We start from the raw sequence: 25765 nt of genomic DNA, 5'->3' as shown, positions 1-25765 counted from the left end.
ATCGCGGGTTAGGCGGGCACTGGCGAGCTGAACGCCTGGACGTCGCCGGCGACGACAAGGCTCTGCAAAGAGCCTGGTGCGGCGCCGCCAATCAAGCCGAGCACCGAGCGGGCAAGTTCGGAGCCAGCCAACCGGAAATTCTCGTTGACGACCAGCAATTCCCTGCGGAACAGGTGCAGCAGGTCCGACGACTGCTTCGATACGACATCGACATCGCGGCCGAGCTTGAGACCGGCATCCTCGATGCCGGCGACGATGGCCAGCGTCGCCGCGGCGGCGCTGCTGACGAAGCCGTCCGGCCTGACATCACGGCGCATCACCTGAGCCGTCCTCATCCTGATCTGCTCGATCGTGTGATCGATGGAAACGGTGTTGAACGGAATTTCGCTGGCGCCGACCTCGCTTAGCGCATCGGCAAAGCCGTTCAACGTATGGCTGTAGTAGGTCAGTCCGGGCGGTGGCGACAGAAGTGCCAGCCTGCGCCGGCCTATGCTGGCCAACCGGCGCACGGCTGCACTCGCGAACGCATGGTTGTCGAAGTCATGGTAGGGGTGCACGAGACCCATGTCGGTGCGGCCATGCGTGGCAAAAGGCATGCCGTGCTCAAGCATATAGCGGGCGCGCGGATCGTTGGGCTGGGTGCGTGAGATGATGACGCCGTCGGCCGAGCCGGTCTCGACCAGATAGCGGATCGGCTCCATCGGATCCTGCGAGCGCGAATAGGGCGTGACGATCAGGTGATAGGGCGTTTCGGCGAGCACTTCCGAAACGCCGTAGATGATATCCGAGACGAAGCTCATGATCTCGCGATCGGTGTTGAGCACCAGGCTGATGACATTGGTCCGGCCCGTGCGCAGGCGCACGCCAGCGCGGTTCGGCCGATAGCCGATCTGCTTGGCAACGAGTTGGACGCGGCGCCTGGTTTCGGCGCCGATTTCCGGGGCATCCTTCAGGGCGCGCGACACGGTGGTGACGCCGAGCCCGGTCATGAAGGCAAGCGTTTTCAGCGTCGGTCGCCCCTGCGCCGACGCTTCCTCGTTCTTTTCCGTATGCCGTCTGTCCATTCGTCCCGCCCGTCAGGCGCATAGCAGCCGTAGGCCGGGCGGGCAATCGTCGTCATTGCGATATGGTATGCGTTCCAGCCCGGCGGGGCTTCAATATACTGAAACGTTACAGATTGCCAATGTCGAGATGCCGACCACTCGTGGCGAGGTAGACGCCCGCTTTGCGAAACCCACTGGAATCCAGAAGAAATCGCCCTCGTCATCGGTTTTGCCGGCTCTTACGCATCATTTTGGCATTTTGCATTGCAGCAAGCCATGTTGCAGCGCACATGCTCATGCGAATTTGTTCGTCACTCGAAAAAATGTGGAACTCGCTTGGTTCATGGGGTTGCGCAGGCCGCGCAATTCCCGTATCGAAAATCTGTAACGTTTCAGATTCTGGGAGGAACCGAAATGCGCTATAAACTTTTGACCGCTGCGCTGGCGGCGACAGCCGCACTGCAGTTCGCCGGTCCGGCCGCCGCAACCGACCTGGAGGTCACCCATTGGTGGACTTCAGGCGGCGAGGCCGCGGCTGTCGCCGAGTTGGCCAAGGCTTTCGACGCCACCGGCAATCACTGGGTCGACGGCGCCATCGCCGGCTCCGGCGGCACGGCGCGGCCGATCATGATCAGCCGCATCACCGGTGGCGATCCGATGGGCGCCACCCAGTTCAATCATGGCCGGCAGGCTGAAGAGCTGGTCCAGGCCGGCCTGATGCGCGACCTCACCGATGTCGCAACCAAGGGCAAGTGGACGGAAGTCGTGCGGCCGAAGAGCCTGCTCGACAGCTGCACCATCGACGGCAAGATTTATTGCGTGCCGGTCAACATCCATTCCTGGCAGTGGCTGTGGCTGTCGAACGAGGCCTTCGAGAAGGCCGGCGTGCCATTGCCGAAGGACTGGAATGAATTCGTTGCGGCAGCGCCCGCGCTGGAGAAGGCGGGCATCATCCCGCTCGCCGTCGGCGGACAGGCCTGGCAATCCTCAGGCGCCTTCGACGTGCTTTTGGCAGCGGTCGGTGGCACAGACACCTTCCTCAAGGTCTACAAGGACAAGGACGCGACTTTTGCCGCCGGGCCAGAAGTAGCCAAGGTCTTCAAGGCTGCGGACGATGCCCGCAAGATGGCGAAGAACACCAATGTGCAGGACTGGAACCAGGCGACCAACCTCGTCATCACCGGCAAGGCCGGCGGCCAGATCATGGGCGACTGGGCACAGGGTGAGTTCCAGGTTGCCGGCAAGACCGCAGGCAAGGACTATACGTGTCTGCCAGGACTGGGGCTGAATGAAGTCATCGCCACAGGCGGCGACGCGTTCTACTTCCCGCTGCTGAAGGATGCCGACAAGTCCAAGGCGCAGGAGGTGCTGGCCGAAACGCTGCTCGATCCCAAGACGCAGGTTGCCTTCAATCTCAAGAAGGGTTCGCTGCCGGTACGCGGCGACGTCGATCTCAATGCCGCGAACGACTGCATGAAGAAAGGCCTCGCGATCCTCGCCAAGGGCGCCGTCATACCGTGGACGGACCAGTTGCTTTCACAAGACACCCAGAAGCAGAAGGAAGATCTCTTCGCCGAATTTTTCGCCAAGCCGGACTTGACCGTGGAAGAGGCGCAGAAGCGCTTCGCCGCCCTCATCGCTTCGGCGGACTGACGTTGAAGTCTACTCACCTCGCTCCCGGCCGTAACAGGGCCGGGAGCAGACCGTCCTTACCCAGCCGGCTGACGACATGAGCAAGAGCGAACGCCCCAACCCGCTGTTCCGCAACCTCAATGCGAAGGTCGCCTCGATCCCGATGATCCTAACCGCGATGGCGGTTTTCGTCGGCGGTACCGTTTGGACGGTGCTCTACTCCTTCACCAATTCGAAGCTCTTGCCGCGGCTGAATTTCGTCGGGCTTGACCAATATTACCGGCTGTGGGCGACGCCACGCTGGCTGATCTCGATCGAGAACCTGCTAATCTACGGCGCGATCTCACTGGTGTTCTCACTGGTCGTCGGCTTCCTCCTTGCCGCGCTGCTCGACCAGAAGATACGCTTCGAGGACACGTTCCGGACCATCTTCCTCTATCCCTTTGCGCTCTCGTTCATCGTTACCGGCCTAGTATGGCAGTGGCTGCTCAACCCGGACTTCGGCATTCAGCATGTGGTGCGGGGGCTGGGCTGGGAGAGCTTCAGCTTCGACCCGCTCTACAATTCCAGCATCGTCATCTACGGCATATCGATCGCGGCACTGTGGCAAGGCACCGGGCTCATCATGTGCCTGATGCTGGCCGGACTGCGTGGCATCGACGAGGACATCTGGAAAGCCGCGCGGGTGGATGGGATACCGATGTGGAAAACCTATCTGTTCATCGTCATCCCGATGATGCGGCCGGTCTTCATCACCACGCTCGTCATCATCGCGTCCGGCATCGTGAAGGTCTACGACCTCGTCGTGGCCCAGACCAGCGGCGGCCCGGGCATCGCTTCCGAAGTGCCCGCCAAATACGTCTATGACTACATGTTCTTCGCCCAGAACCTCGGCCAGGGTTTTGCCGCCTCGACCATGATGCTGCTTTCGGTGGTAATCGTCATCGTGCCTTGGGCCTATCTCGAATTCGGGCGGCGCAAATGAACATTGCAAACACCACCGCTGAAACAAGCGTTGCCGCCGGCGCGCGCCAGGACATCATCGGTCCCTACGGCCCGAAGCCGCGCCGCATGATTTCGCGCCGCAACATCTTTCTCTACGGCACATTGTTTGTCATGGCGGCCTACTACCTGTTGCCGCTCTATGTGATGGTCGTCACCTCGCTCAAGGGCATGCCGGAGATCCGGCTCGGCAACATCTTTTCGCCGCCACTCGAGATCACCTTCGAGCCCTGGGTCAAGGCGTGGTCGACCGCCTGCACCGGGCTCAACTGCGACGGGCTTTCGCGCGGCTTCTGGAATTCGGTGCGCATTACCGTGCCGTCGGTGCTGCTGTCGATCGCTATAGCCTCGGTGAACGGTTACGCGCTGGCCAACTGGCGCTTCAAGGGCGCCGACACATTTTTCGTCATCCTGATCGTCGGCGCCTTCATCCCCTATCAGGTGATGATCTATCCGATCGTCATCATCCTGCGCGAGATCGGCCTCTATGGGAGTCTCAGCGGGCTGGTGATCGTCCATTCCATTTTCGGCATGCCGATCCTGACGCTGCTTTTCCGAAATTATTTTGCCTCGATGCCGGAAGAGCTGTTCAGGGCGGCGCGCGTCGACGGGGCAGGCTTCTGGGGCATCTTCCTGCGGATCATGCTGCCGATGTCGCTGCCGATCTTCGTCGTGGCCATCATCCTGCAGGTGACCGGCATCTGGAACGACTTCCTGTTTGGCGTCGTCTACACCCGCCCCGATACCTATCCGATGACGGTGCAGCTCAACAACATCGTCAACTCGGTGCAAGGCGTGAAGGAGTACAATGTCAACATGGCCGCCACCATCCTCACCGGGCTCGTGCCGCTCGTCGTCTACTTCATTTCCGGTAAGCTTTTCGTGCGGGGCATCGCCGCCGGCGCGGTGAAGGGATGACGGCGATGACGGCAGCCAACGGCACCAGCGTTTCTATCCAGGACCTGTCGCTGAATTTCGGTGTGGTGACTGTCCTGGAGACGCTCAATCTCGACGTCGCCGAGGGCGAGTTCATCGTGCTGCTCGGGCCTTCCGGCTGCGGCAAGTCGACCTTGCTCAACTGCATAGCCGGCCTGCTCGACGTTTCCGAAGGCCGCATCTTCATCAAGGGCAAGAATGTCACCTGGGAAGAGCCCAAGGACCGCGGCATCGGCATGGTCTTCCAGTCCTACGCGCTCTACCCGCAAATGACGGTAGAGAAGAACCTGTCCTTCGGCCTGCGTGTCGCCGGCACGCCGAAAGACGAGATCGCCAAGCGCATCGCACGGGCCGCCGAGATCCTGCAGATCGAGCCCCTGCTGCAGCGCAAACCGGCGGCACTCTCCGGCGGCCAGCGCCAGCGCGTGGCGATCGGACGGGCCCTGGTGCGCGATGTCGATGTTTTCCTGTTCGACGAGCCGCTGTCCAATCTTGATGCCAAGCTGCGGGCCGAGTTGCGCGTCGAGATCAAGCTGCTGCATCGCAAGTTGCAGAACACCATGATCTACGTCACCCACGACCAGATCGAGGCGATGACGCTGGCCGACCGTATCGCGGTGATGAAGGGCGGCGTCATCCAGCAGCTCGATGCGCCGCAAACCATCTATAACAGGCCGGTCAACCGCTTCGTCGCCGGCTTCCTCGGCTCGCCGGCGATGAACTTCATCAACGGCCGTCTTGAAGACGCCGACGGCGGTTGGCGGTTCGTGGCCGACTCTCTCGAGATACCACTCGGCACTTATGACTTTGCCGGTCCTCCAGCCGCCGGCCCCGCCGTATTCGGTATCAGGCCCGAGCATGTCAGCCTGAACAGCGGCACGGGCTGGCCATTCTCGACCGCCGCCAATGTCGAGGTGGTCGAACCGATGGGCTCCGACACGCTGGTCTGGCTGAAGCTTGCCCAGCAGAATTTCAGCGTCCGGGTGACGTCGGAACGCACGCCCAACAATGATGAGGCGGTGACGGTCGGCTTCGATCCGATGCGGGCCTCGCTTTTCGACGCCGAAACCGGCAACCGCATCTAGCTCTCGACAACCATCCTCCACCGACAATCCCAAGCAAAACGGACAGAGACGATGAACTGGTCATTCCAACTCTACAGCGCCCGCAATTTCCAGCCCTGGGAAGGTGTGCTCGCCACGCTCGGCAAGCTCGGCTACACCCAGGTCGAAGGCTTTGGCGGCGTCTATGATGATCCCAAGGCCTTTCGCGCTGAACTCGACAAGAACGGGCTCGCCATGCCGACGGGACATTTCTCGATCGACGCGCTCGAGAACGATTTCGACGGCGTGTGCAAGATTGCAGACGCGCTTGGCATCAACCTGCTCATCTGCCCTTTCCTGATGCCCGACCAGCGGCCATCCGATGCGGCCGGCTGGCGCGGCTTCGGCGAGCGGCTGGCCAAGGTCGGCGACGCCGCGAAGAGGGCCGGCTACGGCTTTGCCTGGCACAACCATGATTTCGAATTCAAGAAGCTCGCCGACGGCTCGGTGCCGCAGGATCTCATTCTGTCGGCAGCACCCGACATCGGCTGGGAGATGGACGTCGCCTGGGTGGTGCGCGGTGGCGATGATCCGTTGCCCTGGATCGAGAAGTACGGCAAGCGCATCAGCGCCGTCCATGTCAAGGACATGGCCAAGCCGGGCGAGGGGCTGGATGAGGATGGCTGGTCGGATGTCGGCCATGGCACCATCGACTGGGCCGGTCTGATAAAGGTGCTGCGCGCCAAAAGTGCTGCCCAATACTACGTCATGGAACAGGACAACCCCAACGACATCGAGCGCTTCGCCCGCCGCTCCATCGCAGCCGTCAAGACCTATTAGGAGCAATCAGCATGGCAAAGAAACTTGGGATCGGCGTCATCGGCTGCGGCAACATCTCGAAGGCATATTTTTCACTGGCGCCGCTGTTTCGCGGCATTGAGATGCGCGCTTGCGCCGACATCAACATGGATGCGGCGAAGGCGCGGGCGAAGGAGTTCAAGCTGCGCGCCGAGACCGTCGACGGACTGCTGAAGGCCGATGACATCGACATCATCGTCAACCTGACCATCCCGGCGGTGCACTACGAGGTGTCGAAGCAGATCCTCGACGCCGGTAAGCACGTCTATTCGGAAAAGCCGTTCGTGCTGTCGGTCGAGGAAGGACTCGACCTGAAGAAACGCGCCGAGGCGAAAGGCCTTCGCATCGGCTCGGCTCCCGACACATTCCTGGGCGGCGCGCATCAACTGGTCCGCGACTTGATCGACACCGGCAAGCTCGGCAAGATTACCAGCGGCACCTGTCACGTCATGGGCCACGGCATGGAGCACTGGCACCCCAATCCCGATTTCTTCTTCCAGCCAGGCGCAGGTCCGGTGCTCGACATCGGACCGTACTACATCACCAATCTGATCCAGCTGATCGGACCGGTGAAGCAGGTCGCTGCCTTCGCAACGACGCCGGCCAAGGAACGCACGATCAGTTCAAAGCCGCGCGCGGGTGAAAGGATTCCGGTCAACACGCCGACGACCATCCATGGCCTGCTGGAGTTCGAAAACGGTGCGGTGGTGACGCTCAACACCAGCTGGGACGTTTGGGCCCACGGCCACGCGCCGATGGAACTCTACGGTGAAGGGGGTACGGTGTTCGTGCCTGATCCAAACTTCTTCGGTGGCGACGTGCGCTTCACTAACTCGGCCAAGCCGGTCAAGAAGGCGCCGAAATGGTCGCATCCGTTCGGCGTTCCCAACGAAATGCATTCGCAAGGCATGATGGCCAATTACCGCACATCAGGCCTCGCCGACATGGCGGTGGCGATCGCGGAAGGCCGGCCGCACCGCTGCTCGATGGAACTGGCGCTGCATGCCGTCGATGTGATGACCGGCCTGTTGCGCTCCGGCGAAACCGGCAAGTTCGTCGCCATGCAGACCACCTGCGAACGGCCGGCCGCACTTGGCGTCAAGGAAGCGAAAGAGCTCTTGGCAAAGAAGAAGTAGGCAGCGCACCTCAACCCTCTCCCCGTTCCGACGGGGAGAGGGTAAGGGTGCGGGGCGAAGCCTGCTCGCTGCGTTGCCGCGATGCCTGGCTTGCTTCCGTTTGAGGATTTTCCGATGCCCTACATGCCCGCCGAAACCCGCTACGAGAAAATGATCTACAATCGCTGCGGCCGCTCCGGCCTGAAGCTGCCGGCGATCTCGCTGGGGCTATGGCACAATTTCGGCAACGACACGCCGCACCGCACGAAGCAGGCGATCGCGCGCAAGGCCTTCGACCTGGGCATCACGCATTTCGACCTCGCCAACAATTACGGCCCGCCGCCCGGCTCGGCCGAGACCGCTTTCGGTGAAATACTGCGCACCGATTTCGCCGTCTACCGCGACGAGCTAATCATCTCGACCAAGGCCGGCTATGAGATGTGGGCCGGCCCTTACGGCGAATGGGGCGGGCGTAAATATGTGCTGGCCAGCCTCGACCAGAGCCTGAAGCGGATGGGACTCGACTACGTCGACATCTTCTATTCGCATCGTTTCGACCCAGATACGCCGCTGGAAGAAACCATGGGCGCGCTCGACCATGCCGTGCGCTCGGGCAAGGCACTCTATGCCGGCATCTCGTCCTACAATTCGCAGCGCACGCGCGAGGCCGCCGATATTTTGAAGCAGCTTGGCACGCCTTGCATCATCCACCAGCCGAGCTATTCCATGCTGAACCGCTGGGTGGAGGACGACGGTCTGCTCGATACGCTCGAAGGGCTCGGCGTCGGCTCCATCGTGTTCTCGCCGCTGGCGCAAGGCATGCTCACCAACAAATATCTTGGCGGTATTCCTGATGGCAGCCGCGCCTCTCAGGGAAAGTCGCTGAAGACAGCTTTCATCAACGACAAGACCATCGCCAGCATCAAGGCGCTCGACGCCATCGCCGGCAAGCGCGGGCAGACGCTGGCGCAGATGGCGCTGGCCTGGGTGCTGCGAAAGGGCAAGGTGACCTCGGCGCTGATCGGCGCCAGCCGGCCGGAGCAGGTCGAGGACTGTGTAGGCGCGCTCAAGGTGCTCGACTTCAGCGACGCCGAACTCGCCGAGATCGATACCTATGCGCGCGAATCCGACATCAATCTGTGGGCGTCTTCGGCCGAGCGCAAAGGTCCGCCGAGGAAGTAAACCCGCTCGATAAGCCGGCAAAGCAAAAAACGGCGGGCGTTCCCGCCGTTTTTTCATGTGAATCGAGATAGCCGTAGTTCAGGGCGTCTTCGGCTTCTGAGCCGTGCCCAGTCCCGCCTTGGGCTTTGCAGGCGCCGGAGCAGAAGTTTTCATTTTGGCCTCGATCCAGCCGGTGTAATTGGCCAGCCGGGTGTAGATGCCATAAGCGTCCTTGTGGCCGCAAGCAGCACTGCCGTCCGCAGGGCCTTCGCCCCAACTGACGACGCCGACCTGGACCCGGCCGCCGGTGCCGGTCATGAACAGCGGGCCGCCGCTGTCGCCGTTGCAGGCATCGCGCACGCCGCTCGTGGTGCCGGCGCAGATCATGTTGCCGGTCAGTGGGTCGGTCATGTCGGCGGCGATCGCATTGGCGGCCGCGTCGATGCCTTTTTCCGAATAGCGCATACGGTGGGACAGATCGCCAAGTGCTGCCTTCAGGTCATGCGCATAGATGGCCTTGATGCCGCTGTTGCAGGCGGTGTTGGGCTCCAGATCGAGGTCGGCAACCATCAGTGTCGTCGGGAAGGTGCCATCCTGCATCTTGCCCCAGCCGGTGACCGTCGTCTTGCCGGTATCGGGCGTTGCGTCATGGGTGATCTTGATGGTCGGCGCATCGGCCGGTTCAGCAAGCCGGAGCAGACCGAGGTCGTTGTCGAGAGTTTGCTCGCTGTAGCCTTCGTTGACGATAACCTCCACCACCTTGTGGCGTTTACCCTCGCTGAGATCGGTGGCGCCGGTCAGCACGGTGACGCTCTCCGGCGAAATCGGCCGGCCCTCATCATTGAGACAGTGTGCCGCCGTCANTGGCGCCGGTCAGCACGGTGACGCTCTCCGGCGAAATCGGCCGGCCCTCATCATTGAGACAGTGTGCCGCCGTCAGCACCCATTGCGGTGCGATCAGGCTGCCGCCGCAGAACTGGGCATTGGCCTGCGAGACCGGGTTCTCGTCCAGCCTGTCGGTGGTGAGCAGCGCCACCTGAAATGGATAGGCGCCCTTTTCTGCCTGGTTGCCGCCATAGACGCGGTCGGCGCCGTCGGGGTTCTCCGCCGCGGCCTTCGCTCTTGCATCGGTCACCCTCTTCATTGGCGAAACCGCCGCTTCGGGCTTGGCGGCAGCTTCGTCCGCCTGGGTGGAGTTGGCGCCCGCAAGGGCGGCAGCGATGCCGAGCAACGACGCGGCGGCGATCGGCTTGAACCGATGGATAATGTGCACCTGAAATCCTCCTGAGACACGTTCCCGAACGAGCCAGCCCCGGTGCATGATCAACGAAACAGTCGCCGGCAAGCAGGCGTTGCTTCGCGGACCGCGTTCCCGTGCGGAACCCACTCAAAACCCTATAGCCCCCCACGGGCTACGTGGAAGCGATTTGTCATTCCAATGTTGTATTAATTTAGGCAATATATCTGTGCGGGGTGTCTTTGGCGGGGCCTTCGATAGACCGTATGGGGTGATGATCAGGTTCAGGCGCCGGTAATCAGGCCCGTTTTTCGGCTTCACCACGATCTCGACAATATTTCTATATCTTGATCCAGTCCTTGCTGACTTTTGGGAGAGTCTCACCATGACAAAACTGACAAACGTACTTATTGCGTCCGCATTGCTTTCCACCGCAATGTGGGCGGTACCGGTTTTCGCCGCCGATCCTGGCTCGGCCAGTGCCGGCAATGGCGAAAGCATGCGAGACGTGACTTCAGGCAACTACAAGCCAGGGCGGGCAAAGCCAATCGCGCCGCCGAAGCTGACTGACGAGGACAGCCGCGCCGCGCCGCTTGCTGACGAAGCAACGGCTGTCAAATCCTATGGCATCGTCGGACGGTCCGCCGATGGCAAGGAGATCAAGATCGAGCCGAGCGAAGCGCTGAGGGATCTTATCATCAAGGAACTGAATGCTCCGGCCAATGGAAAAGACGGGGCTGAGCGGAAGACCGAGGATCCGGATCTCGGCGAAGGCGAAGCCGGCCGCCAGGTTTTCGGCACCGACGATCGCGAGCAGGTCAAGAACACCAAGACCTATCCGTTCTCGGCGATAGGCTATCTCGAAGCCAAGTCGGCGAAGACGGGCAGTTATGGCAGCTGTTCGGCAACGCTGATCGGCCCGCGCACGGTGCTCACGGCGGCGCACTGCCTCTATAGCCATGAGGACAAGGACTGGCTCTCCGAGTATCTGTTCGTGCCAGGGCTCAATGGCAGCACCGCCGATGACGCACCATTCGGCGCCTTCGCCTTTGAAAGCGCCTATGTGCTGCAAGGCTTCATCGACAACTACCAGGGCTATTATGGCTCCGTGATCCCGTGGGATCTTGGCATCATCACGCTGAAGGAGGATGTCGGCACCAACCTCGGCTGGCTGGGCTACGCCAACTATGACGATCTCGGCGACTTCACCGCCAACCTCGTCGGCTATCCCGGCGACAAGCCAATGGGTACGATGTGGAAGGCAAACTGCGAAGTGCAAGCCGAGAACATCGCCCCGGAATATTTCCAGTATGACTGCGACACGTTCCCGGGATCGAGCGGCAGCTCAGTTTATGCCTATGACAACAATTCCAAGCAGCGCATCATCACCGGCGTCAATGTGGCGGAAAGCCCCGACGCGAACACAGCCGTTCGCTTGAACGCTGCCAACATCCAGTGGATCAACAGCCTGTACAAATAATCGCTGCGCATTCGCAGTGGAAAGGCGGCGGAGCAATCCCGCCGCCTTTTGCTTGGCGGCACTTCCGCTGCGGTTCTCTTGCACGAGGCTGGTTCGCCGACTACGCTTGAACGGCCAAGAGGTAGGCATCCAAAGGGGTTTTGGGATGGCGCGGGTGAAGGTAGTGTTGGCGATCGCGGCCGCGTCGATGCTGGTCGCATTGATGCTTTCGCCAGCCTTCGCCGATCCGGCCGCCGCACCAGCCGCTGGCGTCTGGGCGGAACGGGTGCAGATCCTCTACCAGGCAGACACGCGCTCCGTGCTGCGCAGGACGGTCCGGGTGTGGGATTTCCATCCGGAAAAGGGACTCGACTTCGTCTGGGAGCCGGCGGCGGGCCAGTCGCCTGACCGGACGATTGCCGAAGACGGCACCATCAACGGCAGGGGTAGGCTGGTGTGGCGGGTGCGTGGCTCGGCCAGCTATGATCCCAAAACCATCTATTCCAGCTATTTCGGTGACATCAGGCAAGGCCGCTTCGACGGGCAGGGCCGGCTCGAGCTGCGTTCGGGCGAGGTTTTCGATGGACATTGGCTCGCCGGAGAACTCAACGGCAATGGCGTCCATCTCGATGTGGAGGGCAACCGCTACGAAGGTCAGTTCGTTGCCGGCGTGCCGAATGGCGAGGGGCGGCTCCTGTCAAAGACGGGGGAGATTTTTGCCGGCTCATTTGTCGACGGGTTGAAGGATGGCAAGGGCCGCACCCGGCTGGCCGGAGGCACCGCCTACGATTCGCAATGGGCAAGGGGCAAGGAGGTCGGCGGCTCGCGCCCCGACGTGCTGGCCGACGCCAAGGTGGGCGGACTCCTCAAGGCGCAGACCGGCGGCGGCGATGCCGGCAAGGTCGAGATCGGCGTGGCCGTCGACCAGCGCATGACCCAGCAATCCGACATGCAATACCAGCATCTGGTGCGCGACGAGGACATCGCGATCTATCCGCAATCCGATCAGTACAATGACAGCTGGAGCGGCACCGGCCAGGTCGCCACCGGCAATGTCTATCAAGGCATGGATTGGGAGGACTCGCCGGCCTTTGCCGAAGTTGATCTCAAGACGTCCGATCAGTCCAAGGTCAAGCTCGACAGCCTGGAGATGAGGGTTGCCGCCAGCGATGCCTATCGCAAGCCGATGCTGTCGATATCGGAGCATTTCGGCTGCGTCGGCTTCAGGCCGGATTTCTCGATCGTCAACAATGGCTGGGGCGACGCTAAGGACATGAAGATGTCGATCCAGTTCACCGCGGTCGATGACGAGGGCAATCCGACCGGTGATCCCAGCCGCATGTTTACAAAGGACGTCGGCAGTTTCGGCGACGGGGTCGACGTGTCGGTAAAGAGCGTGCTCACGGAGGCCGGCGTCGATACGGCCAGCCTGGAGACAGGGCGTTTTCCCTGTCCTTCGGTAGACAGTCTCAATGTCTGCCGCAGCCAGCTGACCAACAAGATCAAATTCGGCGAGGTCGCTGACTATCTCGACAATGTCGAACAGGCGATGACGCTGAATGCGATCGGCAAGTTCGACTATTCCTGGGCGGACGACAAAGGTCATGTCTACCAGCAGAGCGAGCCGTTCCGCACCTCCATCACCATGGCGGTCTTTGAGACACCGGAATCAATGGCCGAATGCGGTGATGGCGGTGGCGGTACGCCGGAAGCCATGCGCTACCAGAACATCGAGTTTCCGATCGGCAAGTATGACTACACAATCGCCATGCCGGTGCGCGGCAACAAGAAGATCAGCGCCTATACGGCGCGGCTGAAGATGTGGTCGTCAATGTCGTCGATCCACAGGTTCAGCATCGCCGCGCATTTCGCCGACGGCAGCGTGCGCGAGAGCAAGCCCGTAACCTTCTTCTATTTCCGCCCGAAGCAGTCGCTGTTCGAGACCAAGACCGAGCCGGCGGCCTGCTACTTGCCGCGCGATATGGTCGGCTGCGGCTAGGGTGCCTTGATATTCAGATGATGCCGGCCTGCAAACGGCAGCTTCCTGTGCTTCCGGTGCTCGCGTACAAAAAGTACGCTCCGCTCCGGTTCTCGGAACCTACCGTTTTCGACTCGGCCTGACCTGAATCTCAACACACCCTGGAAGCGTTCATTTTCTGCCCATCTCGAAATAGTTGGGCAGCGGGATGAGCCGGGTGAAGATCGTGCCCTGGGCGAAGACGCGCAGCTCCAGCATCGATCCCGATGACCGTTCGGCGCGCTGGTCGAACAGGAAATTGCCGAGCGAATAGACCTCCGCCACATCGCCGCCGGCAAGCGGGACGATCGCGTCGCTCGACACATGCGGGTGGCCGCCGACGATGACTGAAGCGCCGCGCAGGCGCATCTGGTCGGCAAGTATATCTTCCCGCTTCGACGGTGCGGTCTTGTATTCGCGGCCCCAGTGGACGAAGGCGACCACTGGCCGCTCTGCATCCTCGTGCAGCAGCCGGTCGAGCAGGGCAGGGATGAGAAGGTCGGTGTTCTTCGAACCATTGGTGTCGATGTCGGTCAGGCCAACCAGATCGAGATCGGCAAGCGCCAGCATCTCGCCCTGCCCGAAATGCGGAATGCCGGCTTCATCCAGGGCGCGCAGCGTCTCGGCGTAGCCTGACGGGCCGAGATCGTAGGCGTGGTTGTTGGCGAGACCGACGCCGGCGACATGCAGCTTCTTCAGCATGTCCACAGCCAGGCCCTCCGGCATCGCCAGCGTCATGTCGTCGATCGCTTCCGGAACGTTTGGCAGGATGACACCTTCGAGATTGATGATCAAAGGCCGCGATCCGGTCAGCGCCAGAACGTTGCCGACGATGCGGTCGGCTACACCGTCACGAACCAGGATCTTCTTCATGGCGCGGCCGAAATTCACGTCGCCTGCGAGATAGTAGATCCTGTCCTTTGGCCGTGTCGGATTGTTGAAGCCCGGACCGAAGGCGCCGAACAGCGCAACGACATAGCTGGTGGTCCGCTCGACATAGTTCGAGGTGTGTTCCTGCGAATTCTCATTGGCGACGACCAGAGGTTGGGCGCCGAACAGCTCGCGCTGCAGCCTCGTCTGGATATAGAGCGCGCCGACGGAATCGGCATGATCGGGCTGGCGAAGTGCTGACAAGCCGTCGAGCGACCCGGCGGCCAGCAGGTTCAGCGACTGCTGGTCGAATCGTAGCGCGTCATGCTGCGGCAGATAGTGCGAGAAGTCGGTGGATTCGACGATGAGCGTGTCCTGGTCGACGATCGGCTTCAGCGCCTCGGCCAGTCTGTCCCAGTCGCCGCGCCGTGCCTTGACCGACATCGCCACGGGAACGATTTTCGCCTCCGGGAAATAGTGACGCAGGAACGGCAGCATGGCGCGTACGCCATGCTCCTTGTCGAACAGGCACGATTCCTTGACCATGTCGCCGTTCGTCTCAAGCCGACGCACGGCGTCGGTGTCGGCTGCGACCGGGCCAAGCACGGTGTCGAAGCCGCGCAGCGTGGTGGCGTAGAGCTTGTGCGTCTTGTGGAAGTGATCCGGCGACAGGATGATGATCCGTTTGTAGCGGAAACCAGACGCCGCCCGGAACCCCAGCGCCACCAGGTCGGCAGCCAGCAGATGGTGCGGCACCGTGATGCCGGTCAGCCGCTGGTTGGACGGCTCGACATCGGCAACGTTGGCGATGGCGTCCTTGAACAGCGAGGCGTCGTCGTAGAAGACCGGAAAGTTATCGGTACCCGGCGGGCAGACGACAGGTGCGGCGAAGCCGGGGAGGGGCAGGAGAGTGATGGCGAAGATCAGCAGGATGCTGGCCGGCGCGCAGGCACCCCCCTCTGTCCTGCCGGACATCTCCCCCGCAAGGGGGGAGATTGGCAGCTTCCGCCTCGCGAGTNGACGCGGCGCAGAGCGGCAAAACTGGTGCTCTATGGCGCCCCCCTCTGTCCTGCCGGACATCTCCCCCGCAAGGGGGGAGATTGGCAGCTTCCGCCTCGCGAGTTTTCTTGCAGCGCTGCAGATCAGCGTAAGCAGCCCTGACAGCCGATCTCCCCCCTTGCGGGGGAGATGTCCGGCAGGACAGAGGGGGGTGCGTGCGCGCAGACCTCGCCTCCTCATGGCTCGGCGAGCACAATGTTCTCCACGCCGCCGACGTAGTAGAACGGCTTCTGCTTCGAGGACGTCAGCCGCACCACCTCGCGAGAAATATAATCGGCAAGGCCGAACAGCGTGACGCCGCCGTCCGAAGTCCTGGCCTTTCCGCGCAAGCCTTCGAGAATCGAATAGGTGAAGACGCCGTGGCCGAGCTCGGGCAGTTCGGCGGCGGTGTTGTTGGCGGCGGTGGCCGAGAACACGACAATGCGCGCATCCTGCGCGTCCTTTTCCAGGCGCGGGTTGAAGGCGTTGGCGGCATGGCAGGTGTCGAGCAGCATGAAGCGCATGCCCTTGGCGCGCTCTACCGATTTCTGGATGTCCGACCAGTCGACAAGCGAGGAGCGTTTCCAGCGCTCGGCATCCTGTTTGCGGCCGTTAGTCGGGATGAAATAGTAATCCTCATCGATGTTGATGCCGTGGCCGGCGACGAAGATGATGGTGGTGTCGTGCTCGCGGGGCCTATCGAGGAAGTCGGCGAGCTGGTCGTCGATCGTGTCGGAGTCGGGCTCCATGATGCCGTCGGCACTGGCGACTGCATAAGTCTGTCTGGCCTTGTCGGAGTTCTCGTCGAGTGCGTCGCGGTTGACCAGAACCAGCGTTTCCATGGATGAAAACAGCGGCGCTGATTTCTGGGAGATCACCTTGAGAAACTCGGTGGCATCATCGACGGGGTAGCGCAGGTCGCAGGCATGGCCCGAACAGGCGTCGGTCAGGAACGGATATTTGTCGACCCCAATGACCGCTACATAGAGCTTGCCTTTGGCCTCGGTCTTCTCGGTCTTCCTCGCCAGTGCCGTCACGCTGCGTTCGGTCAGATAGCCATATTCGTTGGTGCCGGTGATGCGGATGGTGTTCTTGCCGTTCTCGACCGGTATCTCGACAGTGGTGCTGTTGCCGTCCACCGAGCGCGCGGTGACATCGCCGACATTGCGACTGTTCGACAGGATCGAGAAGCCGGCGACATCGGTTCCAGCTTCCTTGGCGCCTGATATCTCGACGGCGACGTAGCCGTCGCGGACCTTGCTCTGGTCTTCCGCCAGACGGATGCCGAACTCCGGCGGCTTGCGCTGCAAAAGCTTCTGCAACTCGTTGTCGACGCCGGGCCGCATCTCCTCGACCGCCTGTTTGGCGCTGCGCAGGATAATTGCCCGGCGCACCATCTCGGGGCTCCAAAGATATTTCTTCAACTGGCCGGCGCGGATGAAGCGGCCTTCATGATCGCGGCCCTGGTTGACCTGCCAGCCGATCAGCTTGTCGCCCTCGTCGGAGGAATAATAGTAGCCCTGCGGCATCCAGACGATCCATTGCGAACCGGCGAAGAACATCGAGACGATCAGTTCGTGCGTCTTCAGGTTCCAAAGCCTCAGCGTCTGGTCGGCGCTGCCGGTCACCAGCAGGCCGGCCTTCTCCGAGGCGACCATGGCGTTGATCTCGGCCGTATGGCCGGTGTACTCGCCCGACGCTTTCGCGGTCGCGGTTCTGTACTCGATCAGCGTGCCGTCATTGCCGCCGGTGATCAGGCCAAGACCTTTGCCGATCAGCGTGTAGGCGGAATGGACAAAGCCGTTGGTGGCGTCGTTTTCGATGCTGCGCACCAGCTTGCCGCCATTGGCAATCTCCAACACGGCGTTTTCCAGTGCGTCCTTGCCGCCCGTCGCGGCGCGCAGCGACCACTGGCCGTCGACAAGGGCGGCGCGGTCGAACGAGCTTGGCTCCGTCAGCGGCTGCGGATCCTCGAAGAAGCGTTCGGTGGTCGGCAGCACCAATTTGTTGTCCAGCGCGCCCTGCTGTTCGGGACAGGCCACGCGCTCGGGGCAAGGGTTGGCGTTGCCCCAGGCGACGACGTCGTTCGCCGCGTCGATGCCGACGGCGGTTACAGGTTCGCCCACTCCCTGCAGCAGTGCCTTGCGTTCGCCGTTCGCGGGATCCCAGACCTGGATGGCGTGGCGCGTGCCGCCGGCGGTTGCGACCAGCGAACCATCGGCGTTGGCGCCGCTGGCATAGACCGTGCCGTCATGGCCGGTATAGTCGAGCACCTTTTCGCCGGTGTCGGTGTTCCAGACGATGGAGCGGTGTGTGTCGGCGCAGCGGTAGCCGCAGGAGGCGATCAGCCGCGCATCCTTGGCGAAGGTCAGCGAACCGATGAAGAAATCCTGCGTCGGCATGGCGCGTGCCAGCGTGCCATCGGTCGCCCGCCAGAGCTGGACCTGCCCGTCCTTGCTGCCGGTGGCGAACAAGGCCCCGTCGGGCGAAACGGCCAGCGCCATCACGCTGATGTCCCGCAGCGGCTCGGCTACGTCGGGCAATGCGATCTCCTCGCCGTTCACGACGTCCCACAGCCGGATACCATTGTCGGTGGTCGTCGCGGCCAGTCGGGTTCCACCGGCGGCGAAGGCAAGCTTGTCGATGTGCCAGGAATCGGCGTCGAGCTTCTTGTCCAGTGACCAGCCGGTCACGGATTTGTCGTCAAAGCGCCAGAGATAGACGACGCCGTCGGCGCCACCGGCAGCCAGCGTCTTGCCATCGGGAGAGAAGGCGAGATCGTAGGTCGCGTAATCGGCGGCCTTGAGTACGGCCTTGATCTTGCCGGTGGCAAAGTCGAACAGCCTGATGTCGCCATAGGGCGGCTTGTCGCCAAGGCTGGCGCCAAAATAGCCGCCTGCGGCGATCGTCTTGCCGTCGGGCGAGACCGCGATCGCGAAGATCTTGCCGTCGCTGCCATTGCCGAGATAGCCGCGGATGGTGCGCAGCGTCACGCCACTCCGCCAGTCCCAGATGCGGATGGTTTTGTCATTGGATGCCGAGACGATGTCTTCGCCATCGGGTGTGAAGGTGAGATCGGTGACCTGCGCACTATGGCCGCCAGTGTCGAGGTCGAGGTGGAAATCCGGTGCGTCCTCGGCACGGGCAACCGAAGTCCCGATCAATGCTCCGCCCAGAGCCAGCCAGCGGCAGGCGCGCATCAGGCGGAGGTCAATTTTTCCCATCGCTATTTGACTTCGTCCGCAGGCGGCGCATTGCGCACATAGGTCTCGATTGCCGAGGCAAAAGCGGGTGAACCCGCCTTGCGCTGCTTGTCGACATAGCCGGCAAAATAGCTCCAGAACGAGACGGCATAGTCGCGGAAGTACGCATCGGTCACCTTGCGCGAACACAGGTCGCCGTCGACGCAGAAGGATAGGCGGTTGAGGAAATAGACGATGCGGTCGAAATTCTCGCTGAAATCGGCGAGCGGCATGTCGCCGCCGGCGGCGGTCATGGCTTCGATGCCGATCCGCTGCCGGAACACCTGCTCCTCGGTAGGCGAGGGGTTGGCGCTGAGCAAATTGTCATATTTGGCATTGAGAGCCGTTAGACGATCTTTCAGCGCGCGCTGCGCCTGCTGGTAGTCCTTGTTTTCCCAAAGTTCGACCAGCGACATGGTCTGCTCGACGCGCTTCTGCTCTTGGTTGGCCAGGAACTGATAGACCGAGAACATCAAGGTGAAGATGATGGCGATACGCACCGCCATGCCCGACCAGGCATAGGCCAGCATGCGCCAGTCGCGGTCGGTGAAGGGATTGCTCTCCTTCTTGATCTCATGGCTGCTCGGCCACGGGAAACCTTCCGTGGTTTCCGGCAGTGGCGATTTCGCGGCAAGCGCCTTTGCGGGCGCTGCTGTTTGCCTGGTGTTGCCCGCCGGTTTCTTCATCCGCAGCTGTCCAGTTCGATGGTGGCGGAGGGATCCAGCACGATGCCCGGCGCCTCCAGCTTCTTTTTCAGGCATTCCAGCTGCAGGCGCGAAATCATGAACTGCACGTCGGGCTCCATCGCTCCCCTGTTCGGTGACGGCAAGGCTTCGACGACGCCGCGCGAGGCACAGTTGCTGAGATCGACGACAATGGCACCGCTGGCACTTTTGGCGATCTGGTCATATTGATCGAGAAAACACGTCGCCAGCTCCGAATTGGTGACGATCTGCTTGACGCACAGGCCGCATGCCTCGTCCGCAGAGGCATTGGCGATCAGCAACAGGCCGCCGGCAAGGCCGGTCACTGTTCCACACCAGGAAAACATAGAATTCCTCACAATCGGTCCTGTCCGTTTCATCCGGCCGTCATGCACCAAGGCTGGGGGCGGGAATGTTCTCATATCGCGTCGATGGCGCAAGGGCTGGCCGTCGCCTCCGCCATCGGCTCAACCGCGCGGCACCGTCTCCATCGGGAAGATCATCACAGCGCCTTTCGGCCCGCCCTTGTCGGCAAGCCGCATCACCGAGCGAGTTGCAGGCGCCATGCCGAGATCGGTCAGCATGTCGGAGAAGCTGGCGGAGCCCATTCCGCGTGTCGCAGAGGCGACGCCGTCCTGTGCCAGGAAACTCAGGTCCTGCTCCTCGCTCTCCGGCGGTGCCTCGGTCAGAACCGCAATCATCCGTTCCATGCCGAAGCTGGTGTCGGTGAAGGCGAGCAGTCCCTCCTCTAGCGTGGCCTGAGGGGCGAGGCGCTCGGCAACGATGTGGGTGATCGAATAATCGCTGCCGACATAGAGCACGTTGATATCGACCAGAAGGTCCGAGCTGTTCTTGGCCAGCACATGCACTTCGTCGCCCGGCGAGACGCGCGGCACCACTGAAGCCTGGAGCGGTTCCAGACCATCCTTGTCACGGCGTTTGACCTGGAACTGGACGTCGACGTCCTCGGGCTTGTAATCGGAGGCCGCCGCCAGCCGTGAAAGCCCGGTGGCACGGAAGATGGTGCGCAGGTTCCTGGTCGTTGCATCGACCAGCTTCTGCCGGTCGTCCATGTGGATGATGATCAGCGGCGGCTTGCTGTCCTCCTTCAGAGTCACATCGCCCGACGCCGGCAGGAACCACAGCGCCGGCTTGTCAGTCGCATCCTTGTCGGCGCCGGTAAGAGCATTCTCGCGTAGCACCGCAAGGCGGAGCTCGGCGCCTTTGCCGGGCTCTACCACCTCGATGTTGAAACCCGTCTCCTTGGCTGTGGCCAGTTCGTCGAGAACCGAATTGACAAGCGCGGTCTCCGTCTCAAGTCCCTTGGCCACGGCAGGCCGCGCGACGACGAGCTTGTAGTCGACGGCGATCTCCGCCACCCGCGCATAGGCGTTGGCCGGAATGTCGGCGACCTTGAGCGCCGGCTTCTTGTCGAACTCGACCGGCTTGACGCGGCTTTCCAGGTTCTTTGCCGACCGAACTTCCAAAAATCCGATCGCGTCGGAAAGCGGGGACAGCGCCGAAGGCAGGATGGCGAGCTTGCTGCCGGGGGTGAGTCGGTGCAGCAGCCCGGCGCCGATCGTCGCCTCGCCATCCTTGATGACGACAGGCCACTGCATGACCGCGTCGGTCCTGTCGGTGCCGAACACACGGGCATCCAGTTCGCCTTCGAACAGCGGCGTTGGCCGGGTGCGGCTGTCGGCCGAATATTGCTGCAGCACGCCCTGGCCGAGTTGGCGGTAGGTGACGTTGGGATTCTCGGCCAGTTTCGACAGGATGGTGAAGGTGAACAGGCCAAAGCGCGGGGCGTCCGTTGCGCCTTTGGGCAGCGGCATTTCCGGGGTCGTCTCCACCGTCTGCGCGGCGTAGAAGGCGACCAGCTTGCCCTTGGCGATTGGTTCGCCGCCGGTTGGGGTCAGGTTGAAGGCAGGCCTGCGCGTGCCTTTGTCGTCGATGCCACGCGAGCCAGCGGCCGATGTCACCTCGTCGTAGGCCTTGATCGCAGCCGCCCGTTCAGCCTTATTGCCGCCGACCAGGTCGGCAAACTCGACCTTGCGTTCCAGCTCGTCGTCGACCTCGACGGCCCGTGTCGCGGTGCCGGAGTGGCAGCAGTCGAACACGACCCAGACGAAGGCGCCCTTGTTTCGAATGGCGTCGAGTGCCGCGCCGATCTCGTTGTCGACCAGCGCATTCGGCACGCCGGCATCGCGGTTGATCCATTTGTCGATGTCGACGGGCAGGAAGATCTCGTCGAGCCCGTCGGTCTCGTCGCCCTTGACCATCTGCGGCTGCTGGGCGCCGTGACCGGACAGGTGCAGATAGACGAAATCGTCGCGCTGAACCTTGGCGGCAAGGTCGGCCAGAGCGGCCTTGATCGCCGCATGGGTCGGCAGGCCACTGGCGCCGGGGACATCCTTGGCGAGCAGCGTGACATTCTCGGGCGCGAACCGCACTGGGTCGGGCACGTTCTTCAGAAGATATTCGCGGACGAGCCCGGCATCGTTCTTCGGACCGACCAGCCAGTTCCTCTGCGGCAGAGCAGGATATTCGGTGCAGGCGACCAGCAGCGCATGGTATGTGCGCGATGCGGCCATGGTCCGGAACGACACCATGCCGGCCATCGTCAGCGCGGACGTGCCGACCAGCAGCGTCCGCCGCGTCAATTTGATCATGATTGCTTCCCCAAGCCCGATCGAATTCCCAAGTGACGCTATCCTTGCCGAGGATTTTGTCAGTATTTTGAATGTTGCATCGGAGAGCAACCCGCCTGTTATCCTGCTCCGATCGACAAGGCGCGGTTCTCGGCAGCCTTCCGGCGCAGAGATGCTGGAAACAGTAGCAAAAATGCCTGTTCGTCGCTATCTGGGTGGGACAGGGGTCGTTTGCGCGCGGAAATGATGCGCGAGCGACGCAAGACGCGAGTTGGATCAAGGACCATGGCGGCAAGGGATGTGCTGACGAAGAACCAGCTGTGCGTGCTTGAGAAGCTTGAGGCTGCCAGTGGCCCGCTCAGTGCCTACACCTTGCTCGACCAGTTGCGCGAGCGCGGTTTCCGCGCGCCGCTGCAGGTCTATCGGGCCCTCGACACACTGGTGAAGTCCGGTTTTGTGCATCGGCTCGAAAGCATCAACTCCTTCGTCGCTTGCGTCGAGCCGCATGATCACAGCCACTCGATGACCGCCTTCGCAATCTGCGACACATGCGGGCAAGTGACCGAAATGTCCGACCACGATGTCGGTCACCAACTGGACGAATGGGTGCGCTCCACCGGCTTCGCCGCCAAGAAGGCGGTGATCGAATTCCGCGGGACGTGTGCCAAGTGCCTGGCCGAAGCTGCTTGAAGGCTGGTCAGCCGTGAAGCATTTCAAGAATCTAATGCGCCTCGTCCCAGTTGTTCGCCGCCCGCGCGTCGACATGCAGCGGCACCGACATCGACACCGCCGGCATCGCCGCATTCTCCATGACGTGACGGACAACCGGGATCGTTGCCTCGACTTCGGCTTCGACCGTCTCGAAGATCAGTTCGTCATGCACCTGCAACAGCATGCGAGCCGAAAGGCCTGCTTTTACCAGCGCCTCCTCCATGCGGATCATGGCACGGCGGATGATGTCGGCGGCGGTTCCTTGCAGGCGGGCGTTGATCGAGGCGCGCTCGTTGAAGGCGCGGAGGGAGGGATTGGACGATCTTATGTCCGGGTAATGGATGCGGCGCCCGAAGATCGTTTCGACAAAGCCGTGCTCGCGGGCATAGGCCTTGGTCTCTTCGATATAGTCGCGAATGCCCGGGAAGCGCTCAAAATATTTCTTGATGTAGTTGCCGGCTTCCTCGCGCGGGATCGACAGCTGGTTGGCGAGGCCGAAGGCCGAAATGCCGTAGATGATGCCGAAATTGATCGCCTTGGCGCGGCGGCGGACTTCCGAAGGCATGCCTTCGACCGGCACGTTGAACATTTCCGACGCGGTGATGGCGTGGATATCGGCGCCGTCGGCGAAGGCCTGCCGCAGTTGCGGTATTTCGGCGACATGGGCGAGGACCCGCAGCTCGATCTGGCTGTAGTCGGCCGAGACCAGCCGATGGCTCTTGTCGGTGATGAAGGCGGTCCTGATCTTTCGGCCTTCGGCTGTGCGCACCGGGATGTTCTGCAGGTTCGGATCGGAAGATGACAGGCGTCCCGTCGTCGTCGCGGCCAACGCGTAGGAGGTGTGGACGCGTTTGGTGTCGGGGTGGATGAAGCCTGGCAGCGCATCGGTATATGTCGATTTCAGCTTGGTCAGCTGGCGCCAGTCGACGATCTTGCGTGGCAGTTCATGGCCTTCGGCAGCGAGGTCTTCGAGAAGCTGCGCCGAGGTCGACCACTGGCCGGTCTTGGTCTTGGAGCCGCCGGGCAGGCCCATGCGGCCGAACAGGATGTCGCCGAGCTGTTTTGGCGAACCGATGTTGATGCGCTCGCCGATGAGCTGGTAGATTTCCTCTTCGAGGCGAGCGGCGCCCTGCGCCAGTTCGCCCGACAGTCGCGACAGGATCTGACGGTCGACCGAGATGCCGCGCTGCTCCATGCGTGCCAGCACCAGATCGGAAGAGCGTCGTGTAGGGNCAGGATCTGACGGTCGACCGAGATGCCGCGCTGCTCCATGCGTGCCAGCACCGGCACCAGCGGCCGTTCCAGCCGCTCGTAGACCGATACAAGCCCCTTGGCGGCAAGCCGCGGCTTCAGCACCAGCCAGAGCCGCAGTGTCACATCGGCGTCTTCTGCGGCGTGAGCGGTCGCCTTGCCGATGTCGACCTGATCGAAACCGACGGAGCCCTTGCCCGAACCGGTCACGTCCTTGAGCTGGAGCGGAGTGTGACCGAGCCATTTCTCGGCAAGCGAGTCCATGCCGTGACCATGCGGGGTGCCGGCGTCGAGCACGTAGGAGATCAGCATGGTGTCGTCGAAAGGCGCGACATCGATGCCATAACGGCTCATGACGACGAGGTCGTATTTCAGGTTCTGCGCGATCTTGAGAACCGACTTGTCCTCGAGCAGCGGTTTCAGCACGGCCAGTGCCTCGCGTACGGAGATCTGGTTTTCGATCATCCCGCCGCCGAGCAGGTCACCGTTGCCGCTCTTGTGGGCAAAGGGAATGTATGCTGCGCGGCCGGGCGCCGTGGCGATGGACATGCCGATCAACTCGGCCTGCATCGGATCGGCCGACGTCGCCCTGACGTCGAAAGCGACACGGCCGGTCTCCATTGCCTCCGCGATCCAGGCTTTCAGGGCCGGGACATCGCGGATGCAGTGATACGTTGACGTATCGATCTTGCGGGTGGCCGCGCTCTCCAGCCGCAATGCGGCGAGCAGAGAAGGGGTGTCGCCTTGCTTTGACGTTTCTGTCGTTGCCGCTCCACTGGCCTGGCCAGGCTCGGCGCCGGACTCGGCTCGGGCAACAGCTGGCACTCCGGCCCCGACATCCGGGCCATGGGCATGATCGGCGCGCTCAACTGTCACCGCGACGGCCTGGACATCACCTGCCTCGGTGCCGGTCGCTTCCGCCACGCGGCGGGTGAGCGAGGTGAATTCCATGGTCTTGAGGAAGCCGATCAGTTTTGGGCCGTCCGGCGGGTGCAGCACGAATTCGTCCAGCCCCGCGGCCACCGGCACGTCGTTCATCAACGTCACCAACTGACGCGAAACACGTGCCTTGTCGGCGTTGGCGATGATCGATTCGCGCCTCTTGTCCTGCTTGATCTCGCCCGCGCGGGCAAGCAGCGTGTCGAGGTCGCCGAACTGCTCCAGCAGCTGTGCTGCCGTCTTCGGCCCGATGCCGGGCACACCAGGTACATTGTCGACCGAATCGCCAGTCAGCGCCTGCAGGTCGACCATTTTCTCCGGCGGTACGCCCCATTTCTCGATGACCTCGGGAATGCCGATCTGCCGGTCCTTCATCGGGTCGTACATACCGACCGTGTCGCCGACCAGCTGCATCAGGTCTTTGTCGGAGGAGATGATGGTGGTGTCGCCGCCGGCCTCGCAGGCGAGCCTGGCATAGGTGGCGATCAGATCGTCGGCCTCATAGCCTTCGGTTTCTATGCAAGGCAGGTTGAACGCTCTGGTTGCCTGGCGGATCAGGCCGAATTGCGGGATCAGGTCTTCCGGTGGCGCCGAACGGTTGGCCTTATATTCGGGGTAGAGGTCATTGCGAAAGGTTTTCGACGAATAGTCAAAAATGACGGCGAAATGCGTCGGCACAATGCCTACATCGGTGTTACGGGCGTCGAGGACCAGCTTCCACAGCATGTTGCAGAAGCCGGAAACGGCGCCGACCGGCAGGCCGTCGGATTTGCGGGTCAGCGGCGGTAGCGCGTGATAGGCACGGAAGATGTAGCCGGAGCCGTCGACAAGGAAGAGATGATCGCCTTTTTTCATG

At 62.2% G+C, this 25765-nt stretch carries 17 protein-coding genes and 2 pseudogenes; 10 read left to right on the top strand and 9 right to left on the bottom strand.

Annotation, left to right across the window (positions count from 1 at the left end):
• Window positions 1-8 precede the first annotated feature (8 nt).
• Window positions 9-1064 (bottom strand): LacI family transcriptional regulator, encoded by a 1056-nt coding sequence (locus X744_RS150020; RefSeq protein WP_023760793.1) that lies wholly within the window; start codon window positions 1062-1064, stop codon window positions 9-11.
• A 393-nt stretch (window positions 1065-1457) separates the two neighbouring features.
• Between X744_RS150020 and X744_RS150025 the strand changes: the two genes are divergently transcribed.
• From X744_RS150025 to mgrA, 7 genes are all read left to right on the top strand, one after another.
• Window positions 1458-2696 carry an ABC transporter substrate-binding protein gene (locus X744_RS150025; protein WP_023760792.1) on the top strand — a complete coding sequence of 413 codons (1239 nt, stop codon included), beginning with the start codon at window positions 1458-1460 and terminating at the stop codon, window positions 2694-2696.
• Window positions 2697-2772: 76 nt separating this feature from the next.
• On the top strand, window positions 2773-3660 hold the full coding sequence (locus tag X744_RS150030) for a sugar ABC transporter permease (RefSeq protein ID WP_023760791.1): 888 nt from the start codon (window positions 2773-2775) through the stop codon (window positions 3658-3660).
• Window positions 3657-4595 carry a carbohydrate ABC transporter permease gene (locus X744_RS150035; protein WP_031260681.1) on the top strand — a complete coding sequence of 313 codons (939 nt, stop codon included), beginning with the start codon at window positions 3657-3659 and terminating at the stop codon, window positions 4593-4595. The genes X744_RS150030 and X744_RS150035 overlap by 4 nt, the downstream gene beginning before the upstream one ends.
• 5 nt (window positions 4596-4600) lie before the next feature.
• Window positions 4601-5698 carry a sn-glycerol-3-phosphate ABC transporter ATP-binding protein UgpC gene (gene ugpC, locus X744_RS150040; protein WP_023760789.1) on the top strand — a complete coding sequence of 366 codons (1098 nt, stop codon included), beginning with the start codon at window positions 4601-4603 and terminating at the stop codon, window positions 5696-5698.
• A gap of 51 nt (window positions 5699-5749) precedes the next feature.
• Window positions 5750-6496, top strand: coding sequence for a sugar phosphate isomerase/epimerase (locus tag X744_RS150045; protein ID WP_023760788.1), 747 nt, complete (start codon window positions 5750-5752; stop codon window positions 6494-6496).
• Between the two features lie 11 nt (window positions 6497-6507).
• Window positions 6508-7650 (top strand): Gfo/Idh/MocA family oxidoreductase, encoded by a 1143-nt coding sequence (locus tag X744_RS150050; protein WP_023760787.1) that lies wholly within the window; start codon window positions 6508-6510, stop codon window positions 7648-7650.
• 114 nt (window positions 7651-7764) lie between these two features.
• Complete coding sequence (gene mgrA, locus X744_RS150055) at window positions 7765-8811, top strand: L-glyceraldehyde 3-phosphate reductase (RefSeq protein ID WP_023760786.1); 1047 nt, start codon at window positions 7765-7767, stop codon at window positions 8809-8811.
• Between the two features lie 78 nt (window positions 8812-8889).
• Here mgrA and X744_RS01000000170000 read toward each other — a convergent pair whose 3' ends face one another.
• Together X744_RS01000000170000 and X744_RS1000000176030 are read right to left on the bottom strand one after the other, a co-directional pair.
• Window positions 8890-9594: a trypsin-like serine protease gene (locus tag X744_RS01000000170000; RefSeq protein WP_280948958.1), complete on the bottom strand. Its 705-nt coding sequence runs from the start codon at window positions 9592-9594 to the stop codon at window positions 8890-8892.
• A gap of 34 nt (window positions 9595-9628) precedes the next feature.
• A complete protein-coding gene (locus tag X744_RS1000000176030; RefSeq protein ID WP_280948957.1) occupies window positions 9629-10063 on the bottom strand; it encodes a trypsin-like serine protease in 435 nt (144 codons plus the stop codon).
• Between the two features lie 349 nt (window positions 10064-10412).
• On the opposite strand from X744_RS1000000176030, the gene X744_RS150060 reads away from it, so the two are divergent.
• Complete coding sequence (locus X744_RS150060) at window positions 10413-11507, top strand: serine protease (RefSeq protein ID WP_023760785.1); 1095 nt, start codon at window positions 10413-10415, stop codon at window positions 11505-11507.
• Between the two features lie 145 nt (window positions 11508-11652).
• The gene (locus tag X744_RS150065; RefSeq protein WP_023760784.1) at window positions 11653-13485 is read left to right on the top strand and encodes a hypothetical protein; all 1833 of its coding nucleotides are present in this window, start codon (window positions 11653-11655) and stop codon (window positions 13483-13485) included.
• A gap of 150 nt (window positions 13486-13635) precedes the next feature.
• On the opposite strand, the pseudogene amrB reads toward X744_RS150065, so the two are convergent.
• The 5 genes and pseudogenes from amrB to X744_RS150090 all read right to left on the bottom strand — a co-directional run.
• A pseudogene (amrB, locus tag X744_RS150070) lies at window positions 13636-15477 on the bottom strand (AmmeMemoRadiSam system protein B); the annotation flags it as partial.
• 131 nt (window positions 15478-15608) lie between these two features.
• The gene (locus X744_RS150075; protein WP_245266780.1) at window positions 15609-18635 is read right to left on the bottom strand and encodes a caspase family protein; all 3027 of its coding nucleotides are present in this window, start codon (window positions 18633-18635) and stop codon (window positions 15609-15611) included.
• A gap of 2 nt (window positions 18636-18637) precedes the next feature.
• The gene (locus tag X744_RS150080) at window positions 18638-19339 is read right to left on the bottom strand and encodes a hypothetical protein (RefSeq protein ID WP_023760781.1); all 702 of its coding nucleotides are present in this window, start codon (window positions 19337-19339) and stop codon (window positions 18638-18640) included.
• Window positions 19336-19683 carry a hypothetical protein gene (locus X744_RS150085; protein WP_245266778.1) on the bottom strand — a complete coding sequence of 116 codons (348 nt, stop codon included), beginning with the start codon at window positions 19681-19683 and terminating at the stop codon, window positions 19336-19338. Before X744_RS150085 ends, X744_RS150080 begins: the two co-directional genes overlap by 4 nt.
• Window positions 19684-19824: 141 nt before the next feature.
• Window positions 19825-22029, bottom strand: coding sequence for a caspase family protein (locus tag X744_RS150090; RefSeq protein ID WP_023760779.1), 2205 nt, complete (start codon window positions 22027-22029; stop codon window positions 19825-19827).
• A gap of 264 nt (window positions 22030-22293) precedes the next feature.
• Between X744_RS150090 and X744_RS150095 the strand changes: the two genes are divergently transcribed.
• Complete coding sequence (locus X744_RS150095; RefSeq protein WP_023760778.1) at window positions 22294-22698, top strand: Fur family transcriptional regulator; 405 nt, start codon at window positions 22294-22296, stop codon at window positions 22696-22698.
• A 31-nt stretch (window positions 22699-22729) separates the two neighbouring features.
• Here X744_RS150095 and X744_RS01000000169995 read toward each other — a convergent pair.
• Window positions 22730-25764 (bottom strand): annotated as a pseudogene (locus X744_RS01000000169995) (DNA polymerase I).
• Window position 25765: the final 1 nt, after the last annotated feature.

The sequence above is a fragment of the Mesorhizobium sp. LNHC252B00 genome (genome assembly GCF_000502955.1).
In the GTDB taxonomy this organism is placed as follows: domain Bacteria; phylum Pseudomonadota; class Alphaproteobacteria; order Rhizobiales; family Rhizobiaceae; genus Mesorhizobium.
The sequence above is the reverse complement of the archived record's forward strand: the minus strand, read 5'-3'. Positions and strand labels throughout refer to the sequence as shown.